The sequence below is a fragment of the Roseateles sp. genome (genome assembly GCF_019237615.1).
Lineage (GTDB): Bacteria > Pseudomonadota > Gammaproteobacteria > Burkholderiales > Burkholderiaceae_C > Pelomonas.
Map to the genome: position 1 here is coordinate 95,742 of NZ_JAFAGT010000059.1, position 19,307 is coordinate 115,048.

Annotated in this window: 18 protein-coding genes; 11 read left to right on the top strand and 7 right to left on the bottom strand. The window is 69.8% G+C overall.

Annotation, left to right across the window (positions count from 1 at the left end; translation table 11 throughout):
• Positions 1–97: 97 nt before the first annotated feature.
• Positions 98–808, bottom strand: a complete 711-nt coding sequence (locus JOY88_RS11375) for a peptidylprolyl isomerase (RefSeq protein WP_293502476.1) — start codon at positions 806–808, stop codon at positions 98–100.
• 138 nt (positions 809–946) lie between these two features.
• Between JOY88_RS11375 and JOY88_RS11380 the strand changes: the two genes are divergently transcribed.
• Positions 947–1,777: an FKBP-type peptidyl-prolyl cis-trans isomerase gene (locus JOY88_RS11380; protein WP_293502478.1), complete on the top strand. Its 831-nt coding sequence runs from the start codon at positions 947–949 to the stop codon at positions 1,775–1,777.
• Here the strand turns inward: JOY88_RS11380 and panC are convergent.
• A complete protein-coding gene (gene panC / locus JOY88_RS11385; protein ID WP_293502479.1) occupies positions 1,770–2,606 on the bottom strand; it encodes a pantoate--beta-alanine ligase in 837 nt (278 codons plus the stop codon). The two genes, JOY88_RS11380 and panC, sit on opposite strands and share 8 nt — an antisense overlap.
• 2 nt (positions 2,607–2,608) lie before the next feature.
• On the bottom strand, positions 2,609–3,415 hold the full coding sequence (panB, locus tag JOY88_RS11390) for a 3-methyl-2-oxobutanoate hydroxymethyltransferase (RefSeq protein ID WP_293502480.1): 807 nt from the start codon (positions 3,413–3,415) through the stop codon (positions 2,609–2,611).
• A gap of 67 nt (positions 3,416–3,482) precedes the next feature.
• Between panB and JOY88_RS11395 the strand changes: the two genes are divergently transcribed.
• The 7 genes from JOY88_RS11395 (at position 3,483) to JOY88_RS11425 (ending at position 10,552) form a co-directional block, all read left to right on the top strand.
• Complete coding sequence (locus tag JOY88_RS11395; RefSeq protein WP_293502481.1) at positions 3,483–4,403, top strand: hydrogen peroxide-inducible genes activator; 921 nt, start codon at positions 3,483–3,485, stop codon at positions 4,401–4,403.
• A 107-nt stretch (positions 4,404–4,510) separates the two neighbouring features.
• Positions 4,511–6,721, top strand: coding sequence for a catalase/peroxidase HPI (gene katG / locus JOY88_RS11400; RefSeq protein ID WP_293502482.1), 2,211 nt, complete (start codon positions 4,511–4,513; stop codon positions 6,719–6,721).
• Between the two features lie 199 nt (positions 6,722–6,920).
• A complete protein-coding gene (locus tag JOY88_RS11405; RefSeq protein ID WP_293502483.1) occupies positions 6,921–7,421 on the top strand; it encodes a Dps family protein in 501 nt (166 codons plus the stop codon).
• A gap of 11 nt (positions 7,422–7,432) precedes the next feature.
• Entirely contained in the window at positions 7,433–8,038 is a 606-nt protein-coding gene (locus tag JOY88_RS11410; protein WP_293502485.1) for a DJ-1/PfpI family protein, read from the top strand.
• A gap of 139 nt (positions 8,039–8,177) precedes the next feature.
• Complete coding sequence (locus tag JOY88_RS11415; protein WP_293502486.1) at positions 8,178–8,747, top strand: hypothetical protein; 570 nt, start codon at positions 8,178–8,180, stop codon at positions 8,745–8,747.
• The gene (locus JOY88_RS11420) at positions 8,744–9,781 is read left to right on the top strand and encodes a sensor histidine kinase (RefSeq protein ID WP_293502487.1); all 1,038 of its coding nucleotides are present in this window, start codon (positions 8,744–8,746) and stop codon (positions 9,779–9,781) included. The genes JOY88_RS11415 and JOY88_RS11420 overlap by 4 nt, the downstream gene beginning before the upstream one ends.
• Before the next feature lie 78 nt (positions 9,782–9,859).
• Complete coding sequence (locus JOY88_RS11425) at positions 9,860–10,552, top strand: LytR/AlgR family response regulator transcription factor (protein ID WP_293502489.1); 693 nt, start codon at positions 9,860–9,862, stop codon at positions 10,550–10,552.
• Positions 10,553–10,848: 296 nt separating this feature from the next.
• On the opposite strand, the gene JOY88_RS11430 is transcribed toward JOY88_RS11425, so the two are convergent.
• Complete coding sequence (locus tag JOY88_RS11430) at positions 10,849–11,490, bottom strand: PEP-CTERM sorting domain-containing protein (RefSeq protein WP_293502490.1); 642 nt, start codon at positions 11,488–11,490, stop codon at positions 10,849–10,851.
• Between the two features lie 207 nt (positions 11,491–11,697).
• On the opposite strand from JOY88_RS11430, the gene JOY88_RS11435 reads away from it, so the two are divergent.
• Positions 11,698–13,326: a peptide chain release factor 3 gene (locus JOY88_RS11435; RefSeq protein ID WP_293502491.1), complete on the top strand. Its 1,629-nt coding sequence runs from the start codon at positions 11,698–11,700 to the stop codon at positions 13,324–13,326.
• 4 nt (positions 13,327–13,330) lie between these two features.
• On the opposite strand, the gene JOY88_RS11440 is transcribed toward JOY88_RS11435, so the two are convergent.
• The gene (locus JOY88_RS11440) at positions 13,331–14,482 is read right to left on the bottom strand and encodes a hypothetical protein (RefSeq protein ID WP_293502492.1); all 1,152 of its coding nucleotides are present in this window, start codon (positions 14,480–14,482) and stop codon (positions 13,331–13,333) included.
• A gap of 71 nt (positions 14,483–14,553) precedes the next feature.
• Between JOY88_RS11440 and JOY88_RS11445 the strand changes: the two genes are divergently transcribed.
• On the top strand, positions 14,554–15,285 hold the full coding sequence (locus tag JOY88_RS11445; protein WP_293502493.1) for a TFIIB-type zinc ribbon-containing protein: 732 nt from the start codon (positions 14,554–14,556) through the stop codon (positions 15,283–15,285).
• Between the two features lie 61 nt (positions 15,286–15,346).
• On the top strand, positions 15,347–16,453 hold the full coding sequence (locus JOY88_RS11450; protein ID WP_293502494.1) for a PQQ-dependent sugar dehydrogenase: 1,107 nt from the start codon (positions 15,347–15,349) through the stop codon (positions 16,451–16,453).
• A gap of 24 nt (positions 16,454–16,477) precedes the next feature.
• On the opposite strand, the gene JOY88_RS11455 is transcribed toward JOY88_RS11450, so the two are convergent.
• Together JOY88_RS11455 and JOY88_RS11460 are read right to left on the bottom strand one after the other, a co-directional pair.
• Positions 16,478–17,248: a hypothetical protein gene (locus tag JOY88_RS11455; protein WP_293502495.1), complete on the bottom strand. Its 771-nt coding sequence runs from the start codon at positions 17,246–17,248 to the stop codon at positions 16,478–16,480.
• A 6-nt stretch (positions 17,249–17,254) separates the two neighbouring features.
• Positions 17,255–19,306, bottom strand: coding sequence for a hypothetical protein (locus tag JOY88_RS11460; protein WP_293502497.1), 2,052 nt, complete (start codon positions 19,304–19,306; stop codon positions 17,255–17,257).
• Position 19,307: the final 1 nt, after the last annotated feature.

The window sequence follows — 19,307 nt, forward strand, 5'->3', positions numbered from 1 at the left end:
GGCGGCATGTTGCCCAGATTTCCGCGCGCCGCCCGCACCGGGTGACGAACGGCGAGACGCGCGGACGAATGGTGAGCCGGCAGTGCCGGCGGCGACGCTACTTCAGTCGCTGCGCCCAGTAGACCAGCACCTCGGTGCGCGGCTCGATGTCCGTCGGGCTGTAGGTGTAGGTCGGCACGACGTTGATCGCATCCAGCGTGTTCAGGCCCGAGATGATGCGGCCGAAGACCGCATAGCCCGGGTTGGCGGGGCTCTGGTAGTCGAGGCTGGTGTTGTCGTTGACGTTGAAGAAGAACTGGCTGGTCGCCGAGTCTGGGTCGCTGCGGCGCGCCATCGCGATGGTCCCGCGCAGGTTGGACAGGCCGTTGTTGCTCTCCAGCTTGATGGGCGCGTAAAGCGGTGGCTTGGCCACCATGCCGCTGGTGTAGCCACCACCCTGGATGACGAAGTCGCGGTCGACGCGATGGATCAGCGTGCTCGTGTAGAAGCCCGCGGCGACGTACTTGTAGAAGTTGGCCACCGTCTGCGGCGCATAGCTGTCGTAGAGCTCGACGACCATCTCGCCGCTGCTCGTCAGCATGCAGACCGTGCCCCATTTGCTCGCGGCTGACGCGGCCAGGCCGGCGGCACTGCAGGACAGCGTCGGGGGATTCGGATTGGGATTGGGGCGCGGGTATTGCGTGCCACCACCACCACCGCCACCACCTCCGCCGCCGATCTCGACCGAGACACCGCCGCCGCAGGCACTGAGCAGCGCTGCCGCGCCGAGGGCAAGGACGAGGCTGGCAAAACGGGCGGGCAGGCGCATGTCGGTCTCCGTGGAATGTCGGCACAACGCCTGACGCCAGGTTCTGTTGACTCTGCTTACAAGCATTTACCGACGCTGGCTATAGTCCGCGCCGCCGCCCACGGGTGGCATTTCTCATAGCTGCCATCCATCCACCTCATGTCCTCCACCTTCAAGCGCCGTTCCGCCCTTCTCGCCCTGAGTGCCAGTTTTGTTCTCGCCGCCTGCGGCGGCGGGGGCGGCGATCCGGGCACGCCCGTCAACAGTGATGCCAACGGCTGGAATGGTGTGACCTCGCTGAAGACGACGGACACGACGGTGGGCACGGGCGCCTCGGCCGATGCCGGCAAGCCGGTGCAGGTGACCTACACGGGCTGGATCTACGACGTGCGCAACGCCGACACCAAGGGCACCAAGATCGACAGCAACGTCGGCGGCACGCCCTACTCCTTCGTCGTCGGCGCCAACACCGTCATCAAGGGTTTCGACCAGGGCACCCAGGGCATGAAGGCCGGCGGCAAGCGCACTGTGACCATGCCTGCCAGCCTGGCCTATGGCGCCACCGGCTCGGGCGCCAACGTCCCGCCCAATGCCGCGCTGGTGTTCGACATCGAGCTGCTCGCCGTCGACCCCAACGGCTGGACGGGCGTCACCGCCCTGAAGGCCGTGGACATCAATCTCGGCAGCGGCACCGCTGCGGACACGGGCAAGACCGTGTCCGTGACCTACACCGGCTGGCTCTACGACGCGCGCGTCGCCGGCACCAAGGGCACGCAGTTCGACAGCAATGTGGGCGGCGCGGCGCTGTCATTCACGCTGGGCTCCAACAAGGTCATCGCGGGCTTCGAGCAAGGCGTGCAAGGCATGCGCCCGGGCGGCAAGCGCACCATCACGATCCCGGCCAGCCTGGCCTATGGCAACAGCGGCCAGGGCAGCATCCCCGGCGGCGCGGCGCTCGTGTTCGACGTTCAGGTGACGTCGGTCAACTGATCTCGAGGTTGTCGATGAGCCGCGTGCTGCCCAGGCGCGCGGCACCTAGCGCGACCAGCGGCTGGCCTTCGACGGCCGGCCCCAGGTCGTGCTGGCGGCGCAGCGTCAGATAGTCCGGCTCCCAGCCGGCGTCGCGCAGGGCCTGCATGGCATCCGCCTCCATGGCCGCCAGGTCGCGCTCGCCGGACTGCCAGCGGGCGCCCAAGCCCTTCAGCGTGCGGGACAGGCGCAGCGCCTCCACCTTCTCGGCCTCGCTCAGATAGCCGTTGCGCGACGACAGGGCCAGGCCTTGCTCGCTACGGCGCGTCTCCCCGCCATGGATGGCGATAGGCAGCGCCATCTGCGCCACCATGCGGCGCAGCACCATCAGCTGCTGGTAGTCCTTCTTGCCGAACACCGCCAGCGTGGGCTGCACGATGTTGAAGAGCTTGTGCACGACGGTGCAGACGCCGGTGAAGAAGCCAGGACGGAAATGCCCTTCGAGGATGTCGGCCAGCTCCGTCGGCGGCTGCACCTTGTAGCCCTGTGGCTCCGGGTACAGCGCCTGCTCGCTGGGCGCGAAGACGATGTCGCAGCCGGCGCCTTCCAGCAGCTCGCAGTCGCGTGCCAGCGTGCGTGGGTAGGTGTCGAAATCCTCGTGCGGCGCGAACTGCAGCCGGTTCACGAAGATGCTGGCGACGACGGCACCCGCCGGACCGACCAGCTCGCGCGCCTGGCGCACCAACTGCAAATGGCCGTCGTGCAGGTTGCCCATGGTCGGTACGAAGCCGCGCTGGCGGTGGACGGCGAGCGCTTCGCGCAGTTCGGAGATGGTGTGGATCACCTGCATGTTCAGAAGCCGTGGATGTCGTTCACCGGGAAGGTGCTGGCCTTCACTTCGTCCACATAGCCCTTCACGGCAGCCAGGATGGAGTCCCTGCCCGCCATGAAATCCTTGACGAAGCGCGGCTTGCGACCGGACGTGATGTTCAGCATGTCGTGCAGCACCAGCACCTGGCCCGAGCAGCCCACGCCCGCGCCGATGCCGATGACGGGCACCGGCGACGCGGCCGTGATTTCGGCGGCCAGCGCGGCGGGCACCATCTCGTAGAGCAGCATGGCAGCGCCGGCGTCCACCAGCTCCTGCGACTCGCGCTTGATGCGCGCCGCGCCGGCCTCGTCGCGGCCCTGCACCCGGAAGCCACCCAGCGACGTGACCGTCTGCGGCGTGAAGCCCAGGTGGCAACAGACCGGGATGCCACGCTCGCTGATGAAGCGCACGGTCTCGGCCGTCCAGCCACCACCTTCGAGCTTGACCATGTGGGCGCCGGCCTTGACCAGCGCGGCCGAGCTCTTCCAGGCCTCCTCCTTGCTGACGTGGTAGCTGTCGAACGGCAGGTCGGCCACGACGAAGGCGTGCTTCACGCCACGGCGCACGCAGGTCGTGTGGTACAGCATGTCGTCGAGATTGACGGGCGCCGTCGAGCCGCGGCCCTGCAGCACATTGCCCAGCGAATCGCCGATGAGCAGCATGTCCACGCCCGCTTCGTCCAGCAGGCCGGCAAAGGCCGCGTCGTAGCAGGTCAGCATGGCGATCTTCTCGCCGCTGGCGTGCATCTGCGCCAGGCGCGGCAAGGTCATGGGCTTGCGGTCGGTCATGACTGGGGTCCTCGGTGAAAACCCTGGGGATACCCCAAAGGCGGCCGCAGTGTAGCGTTCGGGTCCTATGACCCTGACCGAGTTGCGCTACATCGTTGCCGTTGCCCGCGAACGCCATTTCGGCCGCGCGGCGGAGGCCTGTTTCGTCTCGCAGCCGACGCTGTCGGTGGCGATCAAGAAGCTGGAGGAAGAACTCGACCTGAAGATCTTCGAGCGCGGCGGCAGCGAGATCAGCGTGACGCCGCTGGGCGACGAGATCGTGCGCCAGGCCCAGTCGGTGCTGGACCAGGCCGGCGCCATCAAGGAGATCGCCAAGCGCGGCAAGGACCCGCTGGCCGGCGCGCTGCGCCTGGGCATCATCTACACCATCGGGCCCTATCTGCTGCCTGAGCTGGTCAGACACACCATCGAGCAGTACCCGCAGATGCCACTGATGCTGCAGGAGAACTTCACCGTCAAGCTGCTGGAGATGCTGCGCACCGGCGAGCTGGACTGCGCCATCATGGCCGAGCCCTTCCCCGACGCCGGCCTGGCCACCGCCCAGCTCTACGACGAGCCTTTCGTCGTCGCGCTGCCGGCCGCGCACCCGCTGGCCGGGCGCGAGTCCATCTCGGCCGAGGAGCTCAAGCGCGAGACCATGCTGCTGCTGGGTACGGGCCACTGCTTCCGCGACCACGTGCTGGAGGTTTGCCCCGAGTTCGCGCGCTTCTCAAGCGACGCCGAGGGCATACGCCGCAGCTTCGAGGGCTCGTCGCTGGAGACCATCAAGCACATGGTCGCCTCGGGCATGGGCGTGACCGTCGTGCCCGCCCTCAGCGTGCCGCGCGACCCGACGCCGCACCTGCGCTTCGTGCCCTTCAGCGAACCCATACCGACGCGCCGCGTGGTGCTCGCCTGGCGGCGCAGCTTCACGCGCTACGAGGCCATCGCGGCGCTGCGCAACGCCGTCTATGCCTGCGAGCTCGGGGGCGTGGCGCGGCTGAGCTGAGCCATGCCGGACGATGATTCCGCCTATCAGTAGATTTAATCTATTTAAACAACAAACTTAATAGTTCTGACTAAGCTTCTCCTCCCCTGGACCCTTTAGGAGCTGACATGACGCAATCCGGAGACAAGAGCGAGGGCGGCTGCCCCTTCCACAGCAACGCGCGGGCCGCCACGGCCAACCAGCGCTGGTGGCCCAACCAGCTCGACCTGGCCATGCTTCACCAGCATTCGCCGCGGTCCAACCCGATGGGCGAGTCCTTCGACTACGCCAAGGCCTTCAACAGCCTGGACCTGGACGCCGTCGTCAAGGACTTGAACGCGCTGATGACGGACTCGCAGGACTGGTGGCCGGCCGACTACGGCCACTACGGCCCCCTCTTCATCCGCATGGCGTGGCACGCGGCCGGCACCTATCGCGTGGCCGACGGCCGCGGTGGCGGTGGCACCGGGAACCAGCGCTTCGCGCCGCTGAACAGCTGGCCCGACAACGGCAACCTCGACAAGGCCCGCCGCCTGCTGTGGCCCGTCAAGCAGAAGTACGGACGCAAGCTGTCCTGGGCAGACCTCTTCATCCTGGCCGGCAACGTCGCGCTCGAATCGATGGGCTTCAAGACCTTCGGCTTCGGCGGCGGCCGGACCGACATCTACGCACCCGAGATCGACATCGACTGGGGCCCCGAAGCCCAATGGCTGGCGCCCAGCCAGGCTCCCAACAGCCGCTACAGCGGCGAGCGCGACCTCGCCAACCCACTGGCCGCCGTGCAGATGGGCCTGATCTACGTGAACCCCGAGGGACCGGACGGCAACCCGGATCCGCTGGCCTCGGCGCGCGACATCCGCGAGACCTTCGCCCGCATGGCCATGAACGACGAGGAGACCGTGGCGCTGGTTGCCGGTGGCCACACCTTCGGCAAGGCCCATGGCGCCGGCGACCCCAGGCTGGTCGGCAAGGAGCCCGAGGGCGCCGACGTGCTGGAGCAGGGCCTGGGCTGGAAGAGCAGCCATGCCAGCGGCATCGCCGGCGACGCCATCACCAGCGGTATCGAAGGTGCATGGAAGCCGAACCCGACGACCTGGGACATGGGCTACTTCGACACACTGTTCAAGTACGACTGGGAGCTGACCAAGAGCCCCGCCGGCGCCCACCAGTGGCGGCCCAGGGACGGCGCGGGCAGCGACGCCGTCGTCGACGCGCACGACCCCAAGAAGTTCCACGCGCCCATGATGACCACCGCCGATATGGCACTGCGCATGGATCCGGCGTACGAGAAGATCTCGCGTCGCTTCCATGCCGACCCGGCCGGGTTCGCCGACGCATTCGCACGCGCCTGGTTCAAGCTGACCCACCGCGACATGGGCCCCATCGCCCGCTACCTCGGCAAGCTGGTGCCCAAGGAGGCACTGATCTGGCAGGACCCCGTCCCCAGGCTCGACCATGCCCTTGTCGACGCCGACGACGTCGCCGCACTGAAGGCCAAGGTGCTGGGTTCGGGCCTGAGCACCGCCCAACTGGTGGCCACCGCCTGGGCCTCGGCCTCGACCTTCCGCGGCAGCGACAAGCGCGGCGGCGCCAATGGCGCGCGCATCCGCCTCGCGCCGCAGAAGGACTGGGCCGCCAACCAGCCGGCGCAGCTGGCCGCCGTGCTCGCGAAGCTGGACGTCATCCGGCAGGACTTCAACACCGCCGCCAGCGGCGGCAAGAAGATCTCGCTGGCCGACCTCATCGTGCTGGCCGGCAGCGCGGCCGTCGAGGCCGCCGCGAAGCAGGGCGGCTTCGACGTCTCGGTGCCCTTCCACGCCGGCCGCACGGACGCGACGCAGGCCCAGACCGACGTCGAGTCGTTCGCACCACTGCAGCCCCTGGCCGATGGCTTCCGCAACTACCTGGCGCCCGGCGTGCCGCAAGCGTCGGCGGCCGAGCTGCTGGTCGACAAGGCGCAGCTGCTGGAACTCTCCGCGCCCGAGATGGCCGTGCTGCTGGGCGGCCTGCGGGTGCTGGGCGCCAACGCGGGCGGCAGCGCCAACGGCGTGCTGACTGCAAGGCCCGGCATCCTGTCCAACGACTTCTTCGTGAACCTGCTGGACATGCGCACCCGGTGGCAGCAGGCCGCCGACGGCGTCCTCGAGGGCGTGGACCGCGGCACCGGCCAGCGCAGGTGGACCGCCACCGTCGTCGACCTGGTCTTCGGCTCCAACGCGCAGTTGCGCGCGATCGCCGAGGTCTATGCCGGCAGCGACGCACAACCGAAGTTCGTGCAGGACTTCGTCGCCGCCTGGGCCAAGGTCATGGACCTGGACCGCTTCGACCTGCACGCCTGAGGCGCCGACGATGAAGCAAGTCGCACGCAGCGCCCGGCGCGGGCTCGGCTGGATCATCTTCGCCAGCGGCAGCTTCGTCGCGCTGGGCCTTCCGGCCCATGGCCCGGCGCCTTGATTGACCGGCCAGCCCACAAGGGCTGGCATCTCTGGGGTGGGCCGAATCCGTTAGGCTCGCCCCGTACCGTTTCGGAGACCTCCCATGGCCAAGAAGCCCACCGCCGCAGCCCCCGCCATCAGCATCGGCATCAGCGAGAAGGACCGCGCCGCGATCGTCGCCGGCCTGTCCAAGCTGCTGGCCGAAACCTACACGCTGTACCTGACGACGCACAACTTCCACTGGAACGTCACCGGGCCCATGTTCACGAGCCTGCACACGATGTTCATGACCCAGTACACCGAGCTGTGGAACGCGGTGGACCCCATCGCCGAGCGCATCCGCTCGCTGGGCCACGCGGCGCCCGGCAGCTACGCCCAGTTCGCCAAGCTCAGCAGCCTGCCCGATGTGCCGGCCACGCCGCCCAAGGCCATGAAGATGGTGGAAGTGCTGGTGCAGGGTCATGAGGCCGTCGCCCGCACGGCGCGCGCCCTCTTCCCGCTGGTCGACAAGGCCGGCGACGAGCCCACCGCCGACCTGCTGACCCAGCGCCTGACCGTGCACGAGCAGACGGCATGGATGCTGCGCAGCCTGCTGGCCGAGTGAAGCCCGATGGCGTGAAGGTCGCCGTCCTTACCTTCGACGGCTTCAACGAGCTCGACAGCTTCATCGCGCTGGGCCTGATCAACCGGCTGGGCCACCTGGGCTGGTCGGCCGAGATCACCAGCCCGAGCGAGCAGGTGCGCTCGATGAATGGCGTCGCCATCGCCGCGCAGCGGCCGCTGGAGTTCGCCAACGAGGCCGACGTGGTGCTGTTCGGCAGCGGCATCCACACCCGCACCATCGCCGCCGATGGCGCGCTGCTGGACCGGCTGCGGCTGGACCCGGTGCGCCAGCTCATCGCCGGCCAATGCTCCGGCACGCTGCTGATGGCCCGCCTGGGCCTGCTGGCCGACATGCCCGCCTGCACCGACTCGACGACCAAGCCCTGGGTCGTCGAAGCCGGCGTGCGCGTCGTCGACGAGCCCTTCCACGCCCGTGGCCCCATTGCGACGGCCGGCGGCTGCCTGGCCTCGCAGTACCTGGCAGCCTGGGTCATGGCCTCGCGCGCCGGGCTGAGCGCCGCACGCCAGGCGCTGCACTACGCGGCGCCGGTAGGCGAGAAGGACGTCTACGTCGAGCGGCTGCTGGCCGTCGTCAAGCCCTTCCTGTCGCCGGCCTGATGTCCCGGACCTCCGCTGGTGTCGGTTTTCGACACCTTGCTGCGCGTCCAGGCCCCGCTCGCCCCATCGTGTCGCGGCGAAGGCCGCGGGCACCTAGCCTGCATGCGGACCGATTCGGGTTCTCAACGGGAGATTGGTTGTGAAAGCCTATGCCATCTTGGCCGCCATCGCGGTCGGCACCCTCGCCTCCGCGCTCGCCACACCCTCCGGGCTGCCGGCGGGCTGGCTGCAGACCGGCAGTGCCAAGACCTGCGAGGGCCGGGTCGTGTCGGCCATCAGCGCCCCCAGCACGAACGTGTTCAGCCTGGATTGCAAGCCCGACACATCGGGTTTCTCGACCTTGATGCAGCAGGTGGCCGGCACCGACTATGCCGGCAAGCGCGTGCGCCTGAGCGCCCAGCTGCGCGCCGACCAGCTCGCTGCCTGGGGCGGGCTGTGGATGCGCGCCGACAGCGGCCAGCGCGTCACGGCCTTCGACAACATGCAAAACCGGCCGCTACGCGGCAGTTTCGGCTGGCAACAGGCCCAGGTCGTGCTGGATATCCCGGCCGACGCCACCACGCTCAGCTTCGGCTTCCTGCTCCACGGCGCCGGCCAGCTGCAGGCCACGCAATTCAAGCTCGAAGCGGTCGGCAACGATGTTGCGGCCACGGGTGGCGTCGACGCCCCCGTGCTGCCGCGCCAACCCAAGGACCTGACGCCACCTTGAGCACCGCCGCGCCAACGCTGGGTAGCGATCTGGCCCAGGCCCTCCTGGAAGAAGGCGTGGGCTGGCAGCGCGCCGCACCGCTGCTGGCCGGCCTGGCGCTGTTCGGGCTGGCGGTGCCCTGGCTGCGCGAACAGCCGGCCTGGGCGCTGTCGCTGGGCCTGTGGCTGGGCCATGCCGCCACCGACGGCCTGGTCGGGCTGCTGGGCCGGCGCCTGCGCCCCGAGCACCGCGTCGCCCTGCCCAGCCTGCTGTTCCTGGCCCTGCTGCTGGGCGCCATGCTGGGCTGGAACGTGGAGCAGTTGCTGACGCAGGCGCTGCTGAGCGGCAACGACCGCATCACCCGCGCCTGGCTGCATTTCAGCTTCGGCGCGTTGATGCTGGGCCTGCCACTGCTGCAGGGACTGCGCCGGCTGCGCGCCGTGCGCCGCGTGGAGCAGGAGCGCGCACGACTTCGGGCCGAGCTGCAGATGCTGCAGGCCCAGATCGAACCGCATTTCCTGTTCAACACGCTGGCCACACTGCGCAGCTTCGTGCGCCAGGGCTCGGACCGCGCGCTGCCGCTGCTGGACGCGGTCAGCGGGCTGCTGGAGACGACGCTGGAGCGCGTGCGCCAGGCCGAGGACTCGACGCTGGGCCAGGAATGCCAGATCGTCGAGCACTACCTGGCCATCATGGCGCTGCGCCTGGGCGGGCGGCTGAGCTACCGCATCGACGTGGACGCCGCACTGCTGGCCCTGCCGCTGCCGCCGCTGATGCTGCAGCCGCTGGTTGAAAACGCCATCCAGCACGGCATCGAGCCCAGCGAGGGCGGCGGCACCCTCCAGCTGCGGGCCGAGTCCGGCGCCGGCCGGCTGCTGCTGCGCGTCATCAACAGCGGCCTGGCGCTGACGGGCGTGACGCCCGCCGGCCACGGCCTGGCGCTGGCCAACCTGCGCCGGCGCCTGCAGGCCCTGCATGGCGACCGGGCCGGCCTGCAGCTCGCCACCAATGCCGACGGCCTCACCGAAGCCACGCTCACGCTGCCCCTGCCATGAAACTGCCCCCCAACACTCGCTGCGCTCGCGACCCCCGAGGGGCTGGTCAGCGGCTCCGGACGGCCAAGCGCCACTGACATGGCCACCGCCCTGATCGCCGACGACGAGCCCCAGCTGCTCGAGGAACTGCGGCAGCTGCTGGCCCAGGCCTGGCCGGAGCTGGACATCGTGGCCCTGGCCCGCAACGGCACCGAGGCGCGCCGGCTGCTGGACCAGCTGCGCCCCGACATCGCCTTCCTCGACATCCGCATGCCCGGCATCGACGGCCTGAGCCTGGCCCAGCTCGCGCCGGCCGGCACCCGCCTGGTCTTCGTGACGGCGCATGCCGAGCACGCGCTGGCCGCCTTCGAGCGCGCGGCGGTGGACTATCTGCACAAGCCCGTCACGCCCGCCCGCCTCGCGGCCACGGTGCAGCGGCTGCAGGCCACGCAAGCGCCGCGTGCCGGGCTGCGCTTCCTACAGGCCTGGACCGGCAACACGATGAAGCTGCTGGACGTGGGCCGGCTGGCCGCGCTGCGCTCGGAGCTGCGCCACACGCGGGCGCTGAGCCAAGCCGGCGAACAGCTGCTGCTGCGCACCTCGCTGGGCGAGCTGCAGAAGGAACTGGACCCGCAGCTGTTCTGGCAGATCCACCGCGGCTCGGTCGTCAATGCAAGCGCCATCGAGCACATCGAACGGCGCGACGACGGCGAGCTGTGGGTGCATCTGCGCGGCCTGTCCCAGGCCTTGCCCGTCAGCCGCGCGCATCGGTGGCGCTTCAGGGGGATGTAGCCGGCGGGGCGGCGCGGCTAATTGCGGGTTGGCCTCGCCCAAAGAACTCCACGTCCGAACCCAACGCGAGCCACATCGAGATGGAAGTCCGCAGCCGCACCTTCGCCATCGCGCGCCCGCCTCGATGACGGCCCGGTGCGCGCTGCACTATGCGGCTTTATTGGGCGAGAAGGACGGCTACGCCAGGCGCCTGCTTGGCGTCGCGAAGCCTCTCCTGCCGGCCGACTGGGGGCTGATGGCCTCGCGGTAGTCAGCCTCGTACCCTGTGGCGCGCGCGGCGAGGCGCGTGCTCGAACTCAGCGAGCGCGGCGACGCCAAGCCACCAGGCCCATGCCCGCGGCGAGCAGCGTCATCGGCAGGCTGGCCGGCTCGGGCAACGCCCGCGAGGCCTGGCCATCCAGCCGCACGTCGTCCAGGAACGCGGTCGTGTCTCCGACAGAGCCTGACAGCCCCTGGAAGGCCAATTCATGCGTGCCCATGGACAGCATGCCCAGGTTCAGGGTGTGTAGATGCCAGCCCGTTTCAGCGGTCGCTTCGCCGACGGTCTGGCCATCGACGCTGACGCGCACCACTTGGCCAGTGCCATAGTTTGGGCGCAGCGCCAGCTCGAAGCTCAGGCTCACATTCATCGCGTCAGCCAGCGAGAAGGTCTGGCTCATGGGATTGCTGGCGCCCTGCAGCAGCGCAAAGTGCGAGCCTTCGAACGCCGCCAGAAGACCGTAGGCACCAGCCACGCCCGTGCCGGCGCCGAACGACCAGCCCACGGCCGGGCCAGTCGGCGAGTAGTTGAAGGTCACGTAACCGTCGGAGCCGGCGGAAGCCACGCCAGTCCATTCGGCCTCGAAGCCGGCGTTGGTCAGCGCGATGGGGGCGGCATGGGCCATTTGCGCCACGGCAGCAGTCGCGATTGCAAGGACGAATTTGTTCAGGCGTGTCATGAGGCAGTGAGTTTGGGATTCAACGGCAAGGCGCGCATTTCAAACTAAATCGCCGTCGCTGTGCGGGGCACGGACGCCCCGCCCCCTCGGGTGCGGGGGCCAGGAGGCACTGAAGCGCAACGCCGAGCCCCGCACGGAGGAAGCAGGCGCGCCCTCGATAATCACGTGTTTGCCTGTCCGCGGGCACCAGCGCCTGCCACCTCCAGCATGTCCGAAACCACCGCCAGCCGCATCGAGACGGAAGTCCGCCGACGCCGCACCTTCGCCATCATCAGCCACCCCGACGCGGGCAAGACCACGCTGACGGAGAAGCTGCTGCTGTTCTCCGGCGCGATCCAGATCGCCGGCTCGGTGAAGGCGCGCAAGGCCTCGCGGCATGCGACGTCGGACTGGATGGAGATCGAGAAGCAGCGCGGCATCTCGGTGGCCTCGTCTGTCATGCAGATGGAGTACCGCGACTGCGTCATCAACCTGCTGGACACGCCGGGTCACCAGGACTTCTCGGAAGACACCTACCGCGTGCTGACCGCCGTGGACGCGGCGCTGATGGTCATCGACGCTGCCAACGGCGTGGAGCCGCAGACGCGCCGCCTGCTGCAGGTCTGCCGCGCACGCAACACGCCCATCCTGACCTTCGTCAACAAGATGGACCGCGAGGTGCAGGAGCCCCTCGCATTGATGGACGAGATCGAGCGCGAGCTGGGCATGACCGTCGTGCCGTTCACCTGGCCGGTCGGCATGGGCAAGCAGTTCCACGGCGTGATGGACCTGCGCCAGCAGCGCATGCGCGTGTTCGCGCCCGGCGAGGATCGCGTGGCCGGCGACGAGGAAGTGCTGGAGGGGCTGGACAACCCGGTCTATGCGGACCGCTTCGGCATGCAGTACGACAACGCCCAGGGCGAGATCGAACTGGTCATCGAAGCCGCCCCGGCCTTCGACCGCGAGCAGTTCCTGACCGGCAGGCAGACCCCGATGTTCTTCGGCTCCGCCGTCAACAACTTCGGCGTGCAGGAGGTGCTGGACGCCCTCGTCGAGCTGGCGCCCGCGCCGGACGCGCGCCAGGCCATGCAGCGTACCGTGCAGCCGGAGGAGCCCAAGTTCACCGGCGTGGTGTTCAAGATCCAGGCCAACATGGACCCTGCCCACCGCGACCGCATCGCCTTCCTGCGCGTGGCCTCGGGCCACTTCGAACGCGGCATGCGGCTCAAGGTGGTGCGCTCCGGCAAGGAGCTGCGGCCCAACACCGTCGTGAGCTTCTTGTCCCAGCGCCGCGAGCTGCTGGACGAGGCCTTTGCCGGCGACATCATCGGCATTCCCAACCACGGCGTGCTGCAGCTGGGCGACACCATCACCGAAGGCGAGGCGCTGCAGTACACCGGCCTGCCCTTCTTCGCGCCGGAAATGTTCCGCTCCGTCGAAGTGGCCGACCCGCTGAAGACCAAGCAGCTCAAGGCCGGCCTGCAGCAGCTCGGCGAGGAGGGCGCCATCCAGGTGTTCCGCCCCATCGCCGGCAGCGTGCTGCTGCTGGGCGCCGTGGGCCAGCTGCAGTTCGAGGTCGTCGCGCACCGGCTGGAGCATGAGTACGGCGTGAAGGCGCGCATCACCGGCAGCCGCTTCCAGGTGGCCCGCTGGGTCACCTGCGACGACCCGCAGGAACTCAAGCGCTTCATCGACGCCAACGACCACCGCATGGCCTACGACGCGGTGGACGCGCCGACCGTGCTGGTCGAGTACGCGCCGGAGCTGCGCGCCATCGAGAGCAACTGGCCCAAGATCAAGTTCCACGCGCTGCGCGAGCACGCGGGCCTGGTGTTCCAGCAGCGGCTGGACGGCTGACGACTCAGCGAGCCGGCCAGCTGGCGGCCGGGCGGCCGGTCAATGCTTCCACCCACTGCCAGGCCCGCTGCTGGCGCTCGCCGACGGCTTCGAAGCTGCGCTCCACGGCGGCAAGCTGTTGCTGCTTCTGCAGCGCGCAATCGGTCATGCAGGCCTGCTGGAGCTGTGCGGTTTCAGTCGACGCGGACAAGCTGCGCGCGACATGGAACCGTTGCTCCGGCGATTGCCTGAGCTCGGCGATGCGCGCCGTGCATGCCGGCTCGCGGCGCAGCTGATCGATACGGCTTCGGCAGGATTCGGCGCTTCCCTGCCACGGCCCCAGGGCGCGCAGCGGCGCCATGCGTTCGACCTGCGCGCCCGACGCGGCCCGCGGCCGCAGCGTCGCAGGCCGGTCCTCGGGATGCAGGCGCAGCAGCAGGCGGATCACGTGATGCATGCCCAGCGCATCGTCGGTGAGCCCAAGGGCCTGGAGTTGCGTTGCGTCGCTGAAGCGGAATCTCGCGAACTTCAGGGGCTGCATGCCGACGCGTTCGGAGCGCATGACGACCGACTGCGCCAGGGCCCGGGCCGTGGCGGCGTACGCCAGCAATGCGGTGTGCAGCTCGGGAAAGTGCGCCGCCGCGGCCAATGGCATCACGGCCTCGAGCCGGCCCGCCTTCGGTGTCCAGGGCAGGCGCGACTGAGGGATGCCGTCCAACCCAAGGTCCGCATCCAGGCCGACCACGTACAGCACCAGCCACTCGGCCTGAACCGTGGCGAAGCCGGGCAGCAGCCGGTCCAGGGGCAGCTCGTCCGCCGTCGCTTGCCCAAGCACCAGGCGCAGAGCGTCATGCGAGCAGTCGCGTGCGGTGCAGGCGCTGTGCTGCAACGCCTCTATCTCTGGCGGTGCATGGTCGGGTCGCGGCAAAGACGATTGCCAGGCCCAGCGCAGCGAGGCCGGGCAGGGATCCTCGTCCTGCCGCGCCAGCAGGCGCGGCGCGCGCAAGGTGACGCTCGACAACGCTCCGTTGCGCACCCACAGCAGCACCGGCAGGCCGCCGCTGGCATCCGCATCCGCCCGCCCCAGGACCCGGATGAAGTCCTCGTCCGCGGCCGGTGCGGCCCCCGCCGCGCAGGCCGCCAGCAGAAATGCCAGGGACCGAAGTCGTTGCAGCATGGCTCCCTTGGGCTTGCGTCTTCGCGGTCGGCCATGCTATCGAGCCGGCATGGACCATCTAACATCCGGCGATGCTCGCGGCCCCATCACGTCCCTGCCCGTCCTGCCACCAGGCCATGCAGGTGCACGTGCTGCCCGCCGTCTACGACGGCAAGGTGGAGCTCGACTTCTGCTTCACCTGCCAGGGCATCTGGTTCGACCACCTGGAGAACCTCAAGCTGGCGCCCGAGGCCATCGCGACGCTGTTCAAGCAGATACACCGTCACCGCGACGACGCCCGCACGCCGTTCGCCGAGCGGCTGAGCTGCCCGCAATGCCAGGGCCGGCTGGTGCAGGGTTTCGACATCGTGCGCAGCGGCCGCTACATCACGCACCGCTGCGAGCACCGGCATGGCCGCTTCAGCAGCTTCGCGTCCTTCATGATCGAGAAGGGCTTCGTGCGCCAGCTCACCAGGCCCGAGATCGCCGACATCGCGACCAAGGTCGGCGTCATCCATTGCAGCAGCTGCGGCGCGCCGGTGGACCTGCGCAAGGAAGACGCCTGCTCGCACTGCCGCTCGGCGCTGTCGCTGCTGGACCCGCAGGCCGTGGAGCGGGCGCTGCAGCACTATGCCAAGGCGGTGCCCCGCCCCGCATCCAGCAGCGAGGACTTGGCCGACGCCCTCGTCGCGATGGCGCGGGCGCGTTCGCGCGCGCAACGGGAGAGCCCCAGGGCGGCCCTCCCCGGTGTCGTGGGCGCCGTCCTGACGGTGGACCTGGTCAGCGCCGGCCTGGGCTTTCTGGGCGGCCTGTGGGAGGACTGAAGCCGCCGGCCCCGGCGACTGCGATGATGCGGGACCGCCCTTTGGCCCGACTCCGATCCCGATGAGCAAGCACCTCCTCCTTCCCCTCGTTGCCGCCCTCGCAGCGGCGCCTGCCGCGCAAGCCGCTCCCGAGCTGGAAACCGTCGTCGAAGGCCTGAAGACCCCTTGGGCGCTGGCCTTCCTGCCCGACGGCCAGTTCCTCGTCACCGAGCGCGACGGCACGATGCGCACCGCCAAGGCCGGCGGCAAGCCCAGCGCGCCCATCCAGGGTGTGCCGGCCGTCGACGCCGTCGGCCAGGGCGGCCTGCTGGACGTGCAGCTGGACAGCGACTTCGCCCGCAACCGCACGATCTACTTCTGTTTTGCCGAGCCCAGCGCCGACAAGAAGACCAACGGCACCGCGCTGGCTCGCGCCCGGCTGAGCGAGGACCTGAAGCGCCTGACGGACGTGAAGGTCATCTTCAGCCAGCAGCCCAAGATGGACAGCAAGCTGCACTTCGGCTGCCGCATCGCCGAGGCGCCGGACGGCAAGCTCTTCCTGAGCATGGGCGAGCGCTACAAGGGCATGCAGAGCGCGCAGACACTGGACAACCACCTCGGCAAGATCGTTCGCGTGGGCAAGGACGGCAGCGTGCCGGCCGACAACCCCTTCGCGAACACACCCGGCGCCCTGCCCGAGATCTGGAGCTACGGCCACCGCAACTCGCAGGGCCTGATCATCGATGCGCAGGGCCGCCTCTGGGAGCATGAGCATGGCCCGCAGGGCGGCGACGAACTCAACCTCATCGCGCCCAAGCTGAACTACGGCTGGCCCGTCATCACCTATGGCGAGAACTACGGTGGCGGCAAGATCGGCGAGGGCATTGCCGCCAAGGCCGGCATGGAGCAGCCCGTCGTCAAGTGGGTGCCGTCCATCGCGCCTTCGGGCCTGGTGCGGCTGAAGAGCGCCAGGTACGGCGCGGCCTGGCAGGGCAACTTCTTCATCGGCTCGCTGAAGTTCGGCTACCTGGAGCGCGTGAAGCTGGACGCCGACAACCGCCCCGTCGAGCAGGAGAAGCTCTTCCCCGACACCGGCCGCATGCGCGATGTGCGCGAGGGCCCGGACGGGCTGCTCTACCTTGTGCTGGAGACGGCCGGGCGCATCGTGCGCGTGAAGCCGGCGCCCTGAGGCGCCGCGGGGCGACAGGTGGCCTCAGCCGCCGCGGCGCTGCAGCTCATACTCGCGCAGCGAGCGCAGCAGCGCCTGCTGACGCGCGCCGGGCGGCAGCTGACGGGCCACCTGCTCGAAGCGGCCGACATTGCCGGCGTTCAGAAAGGGGCTCACGTTCTCGGCCACCGACTGCGCGGCCTGCCAGCCGCCGGTGTGCACGAGGCCGACGAACATGTCGTCGTAGCCGCTGGACAGGCCCAGCTGCTGCCATTGCCGCAGCACCGGGTAGGCCTTGGCGAGCAACACGGCGTCATAGCTCTTGCCCAGGGCCGTCACGGCAGCGGACACCGTCTCGGCCGAGGGCGGCAGCCGGGCCGCCAGCGCAAGCGCGGCGGCCTGCACATGCCCGTCCGGGAAGGCCAGCAGCTCGCGCACGGCCGCCACCTGCTCGGCCGAGCTGCCCTGAGCGGCGAGGCGCTCCAGCTGCTGGAGGAGCCCAGCGACGACCTCGAAGTGCTCGTCCATGCCGTCGCGGCTGCTGACGCGGCAGCTGTTGGCCGCGTAGCACTGCTGCAGCGCCCGCAGCGCCTGCGCCGGCGGCAAGGCGGCAAGGGCGGCCGCCGAGGCCGCCCCGGCCGCCACGGCGCTGGCCGCGCCGTCCCCGGATGACAAGGGCGGGCTCGCCGGCAAGGCCGTCGTGGGCGGCGCCGCGACGGGCGCCGCCGCGGGCGCGACGGCCGCCTCGTCGCGCGTGCCCCACCACAGGGCTACGCCCAGGATGGCGGCGAGTGTCAGCGCGGGAACCGCCTTCATCACCGCTCAGGGCTGCAGCGCCAGGAAGGTCGCCGCCGGCCAGCGGTTGCCGCGGCAGTAGGCCGCGTTGCCGGAGCGCGCCAGGCAGGCGTTGACGAGGCCGGTGCCGAAGGGCCCGTACACATCGGTCTCGGCTACGCCGTCGCGCATCACCGTCTCGGTGCAGTGGAAGCGGTGGTCCAGCGACCGCGCCGCGCCGCGCGGGCAGTCACCGTTGCCGGTGGCGGCCTGTGCCAGCGCCTTGCTCCAGATCGGCATCGTGACGGCCACGCCGTCCACGACGGTCGGCCGGTTCGCCGTGCAGACCGCGCCGCCGCCAGCGTCGGCGCAGGCCCGCGTGCTGGCCGCGGTGAAGGGGCCATAGGTCTGGCTGGCGCTCATGCATTGGCGCAGGTGCTGGTCGTAGCGCGTGCCGTTCGGGCAATGGGCATGCTTGGCCGCGGAGGGCGCCGTCGTCGGCACGGCCCAGTTGGCCAGCGTGGAGGCGGGGTAGAGGTTGCCGGCAAAGATCCAGCCCTCGCGCAGCACGCCATCGGTATGCGTGTACTCGACGCGGTAGTAGAGGTTGTTTGCCGACGCCGTGCCGAAGACCTCCTTGACCTGAACGGCGGTGTTGGCCGTGATCGCCACCAGCAGGGCGCCGCCCGGCGTGGCGCGCATGTTCAGGTTGGGCACGACCTTGACCCAGTCGCCGGCATAGGCGATGGTGCCCGCCCCGGTGGGTGCCGCGCCGACGGCCAGCGCAGCCTGCGTGGCCGCGGTGCCGGCGTCGATCCAGCCGTCGGTCAGCACGCCGTTGACTAGGGCTCGGATGCGGTACAGGCGCGTCTGCTGCTGCGCGCCCACCACCATGAAGTCCAGCACCTGGTAGGTGCCGGCCGCGGCCTGGCCCAGCACCATGCCGTTGGGGGCGGAGCGCAGGTCCAGCGGCTGCAGCGTGGCGATGGCGCTGGCCAGCGACTGCAGGCCCGGCACCTGGGCGCGGCAGAGCTGGTGGCGGTTGTGGTCTATGCGCGGGAAGCCCGAGGTCTGCGCGACGTAGACGGGCGTGATGCTGGCGTCGTCGAAGCTCGCGCGGCCGGCCAGACAGGCGGCGTCACGCACGTCGTCCACGCATTCCAGCGTGCCGCCATTCAGCACGCAGGCGGCGCTGCCCACCTGCAGCAGCTTGCCGGGCTGGACGCTGCCGCCCGTGGGCACGGGGCAGGACGGGCCGTCATCCATCAGGCAGGCCACGTCGATGGCGGCGGCCTTGGTGAGGTCCGCCACGTCGGCCAGCCACAGGCGGTTGTCGTAGTTGTCGCGGTAGCCGTTGTCCTTGGCGACGTTGGCATCGGCCGCGTTCTGCCAGCGGCAGACCTTGGTGGGGCCGCCGTTGTAGGCCGACCAGGCCGAGCGCGCGCGGCCGCGCCAGTACTCGTCGACCTGGGCCGTCGTGCCGGTGGGCGCGGTCACGCCGCCCAGGCAGGCGGCAGGTGCAGACTCCCACGCGGCGTAGTAGATGTCGATCGCGTAGGTGAAGTTCTGCATCATGTTCCAGCCCTTGCCTTCCTGGAGCTGGACGAAGTGGTAGCGGTCGTCGACCTGCATCATCCCGTGGCCATGGCCGCTGTCGCCGCGCATCATCTTCAGCAGATACGGCTCGCCCGCGGCGAGCTGGGCGTCGCGGTAATGGGACCAGAAGGTCTCCTGGCGCAGCGTCGCGTAGGTGCCGCGCTGGAAGGCCTCCAGCTCACGCGCCGACACGGCGGGCTTGCGCGAGCGCAGGTAGCGCTCGCTCGCGTCGCGGATGACCGGGTACATGGTCTGCATGTAGCGCTTGCGCTCGTCGACAAGGCTGGCCGCGCCGTCGTTGAAGATGGTGCCGGCGTAGTTGCCGCGCACGAAACTGTCCGGGCCGAAGGCCGAGGCGTCGCAGCCCGAGGGCGCGCGGCCGTGGGTCCAGGCGCCGCCGACCTTGTTGGTGCAGGCCCAGTCGTTGGGCGTGGCGGTGTAGCCGGCCTGGGCGCTGCCGGCCAGGCCCAGGCACAGCGTGGCGAAGAAGGCGAGTCGTTTCATG

Coding starts and splice junctions, on each gene's coding strand:
- panB (WP_293502480.1), bottom strand. CDS start 3,415: ATGACCGACCGCAAGCCCATGACCTTGCCGCGCCTGGCGCAGATGCAC.
- JOY88_RS11440 (WP_293502492.1), bottom strand. CDS start 14,482: ATGCTGCAACGACTTCGGTCCCTGGCATTTCTGCTGGCGGCCTGCGCG.
- JOY88_RS11430 (WP_293502490.1), bottom strand. CDS start 11,490: ATGACACGCCTGAACAAATTCGTCCTTGCAATCGCGACTGCTGCCGTG.
- JOY88_RS11445 (WP_293502493.1), top strand. CDS start 14,554: ATGCTCGCGGCCCCATCACGTCCCTGCCCGTCCTGCCACCAGGCCATG.
- JOY88_RS11375 (WP_293502476.1), bottom strand. CDS start 808: ATGCGCCTGCCCGCCCGTTTTGCCAGCCTCGTCCTTGCCCTCGGCGCG.
- JOY88_RS11405 (WP_293502483.1), top strand. CDS start 6,921: ATGGCCAAGAAGCCCACCGCCGCAGCCCCCGCCATCAGCATCGGCATC.
- JOY88_RS11395 (WP_293502481.1), top strand. CDS start 3,483: ATGACCCTGACCGAGTTGCGCTACATCGTTGCCGTTGCCCGCGAACGC.
- JOY88_RS11435 (WP_293502491.1), top strand. CDS start 11,698: ATGTCCGAAACCACCGCCAGCCGCATCGAGACGGAAGTCCGCCGACGC.
- JOY88_RS11380 (WP_293502478.1), top strand. CDS start 947: ATGTCCTCCACCTTCAAGCGCCGTTCCGCCCTTCTCGCCCTGAGTGCC.
- JOY88_RS11455 (WP_293502495.1), bottom strand. CDS start 17,248: ATGAAGGCGGTTCCCGCGCTGACACTCGCCGCCATCCTGGGCGTAGCC.
- JOY88_RS11460 (WP_293502497.1), bottom strand. CDS start 19,306: ATGAAACGACTCGCCTTCTTCGCCACGCTGTGCCTGGGCCTGGCCGGC.
- katG (WP_293502482.1), top strand. CDS start 4,511: ATGACGCAATCCGGAGACAAGAGCGAGGGCGGCTGCCCCTTCCACAGC.
- panC (WP_293502479.1), bottom strand. CDS start 2,606: ATGCAGGTGATCCACACCATCTCCGAACTGCGCGAAGCGCTCGCCGTC.
- JOY88_RS11450 (WP_293502494.1), top strand. CDS start 15,347: ATGAGCAAGCACCTCCTCCTTCCCCTCGTTGCCGCCCTCGCAGCGGCG.
- JOY88_RS11425 (WP_293502489.1), top strand. CDS start 9,860: ATGGCCACCGCCCTGATCGCCGACGACGAGCCCCAGCTGCTCGAGGAA.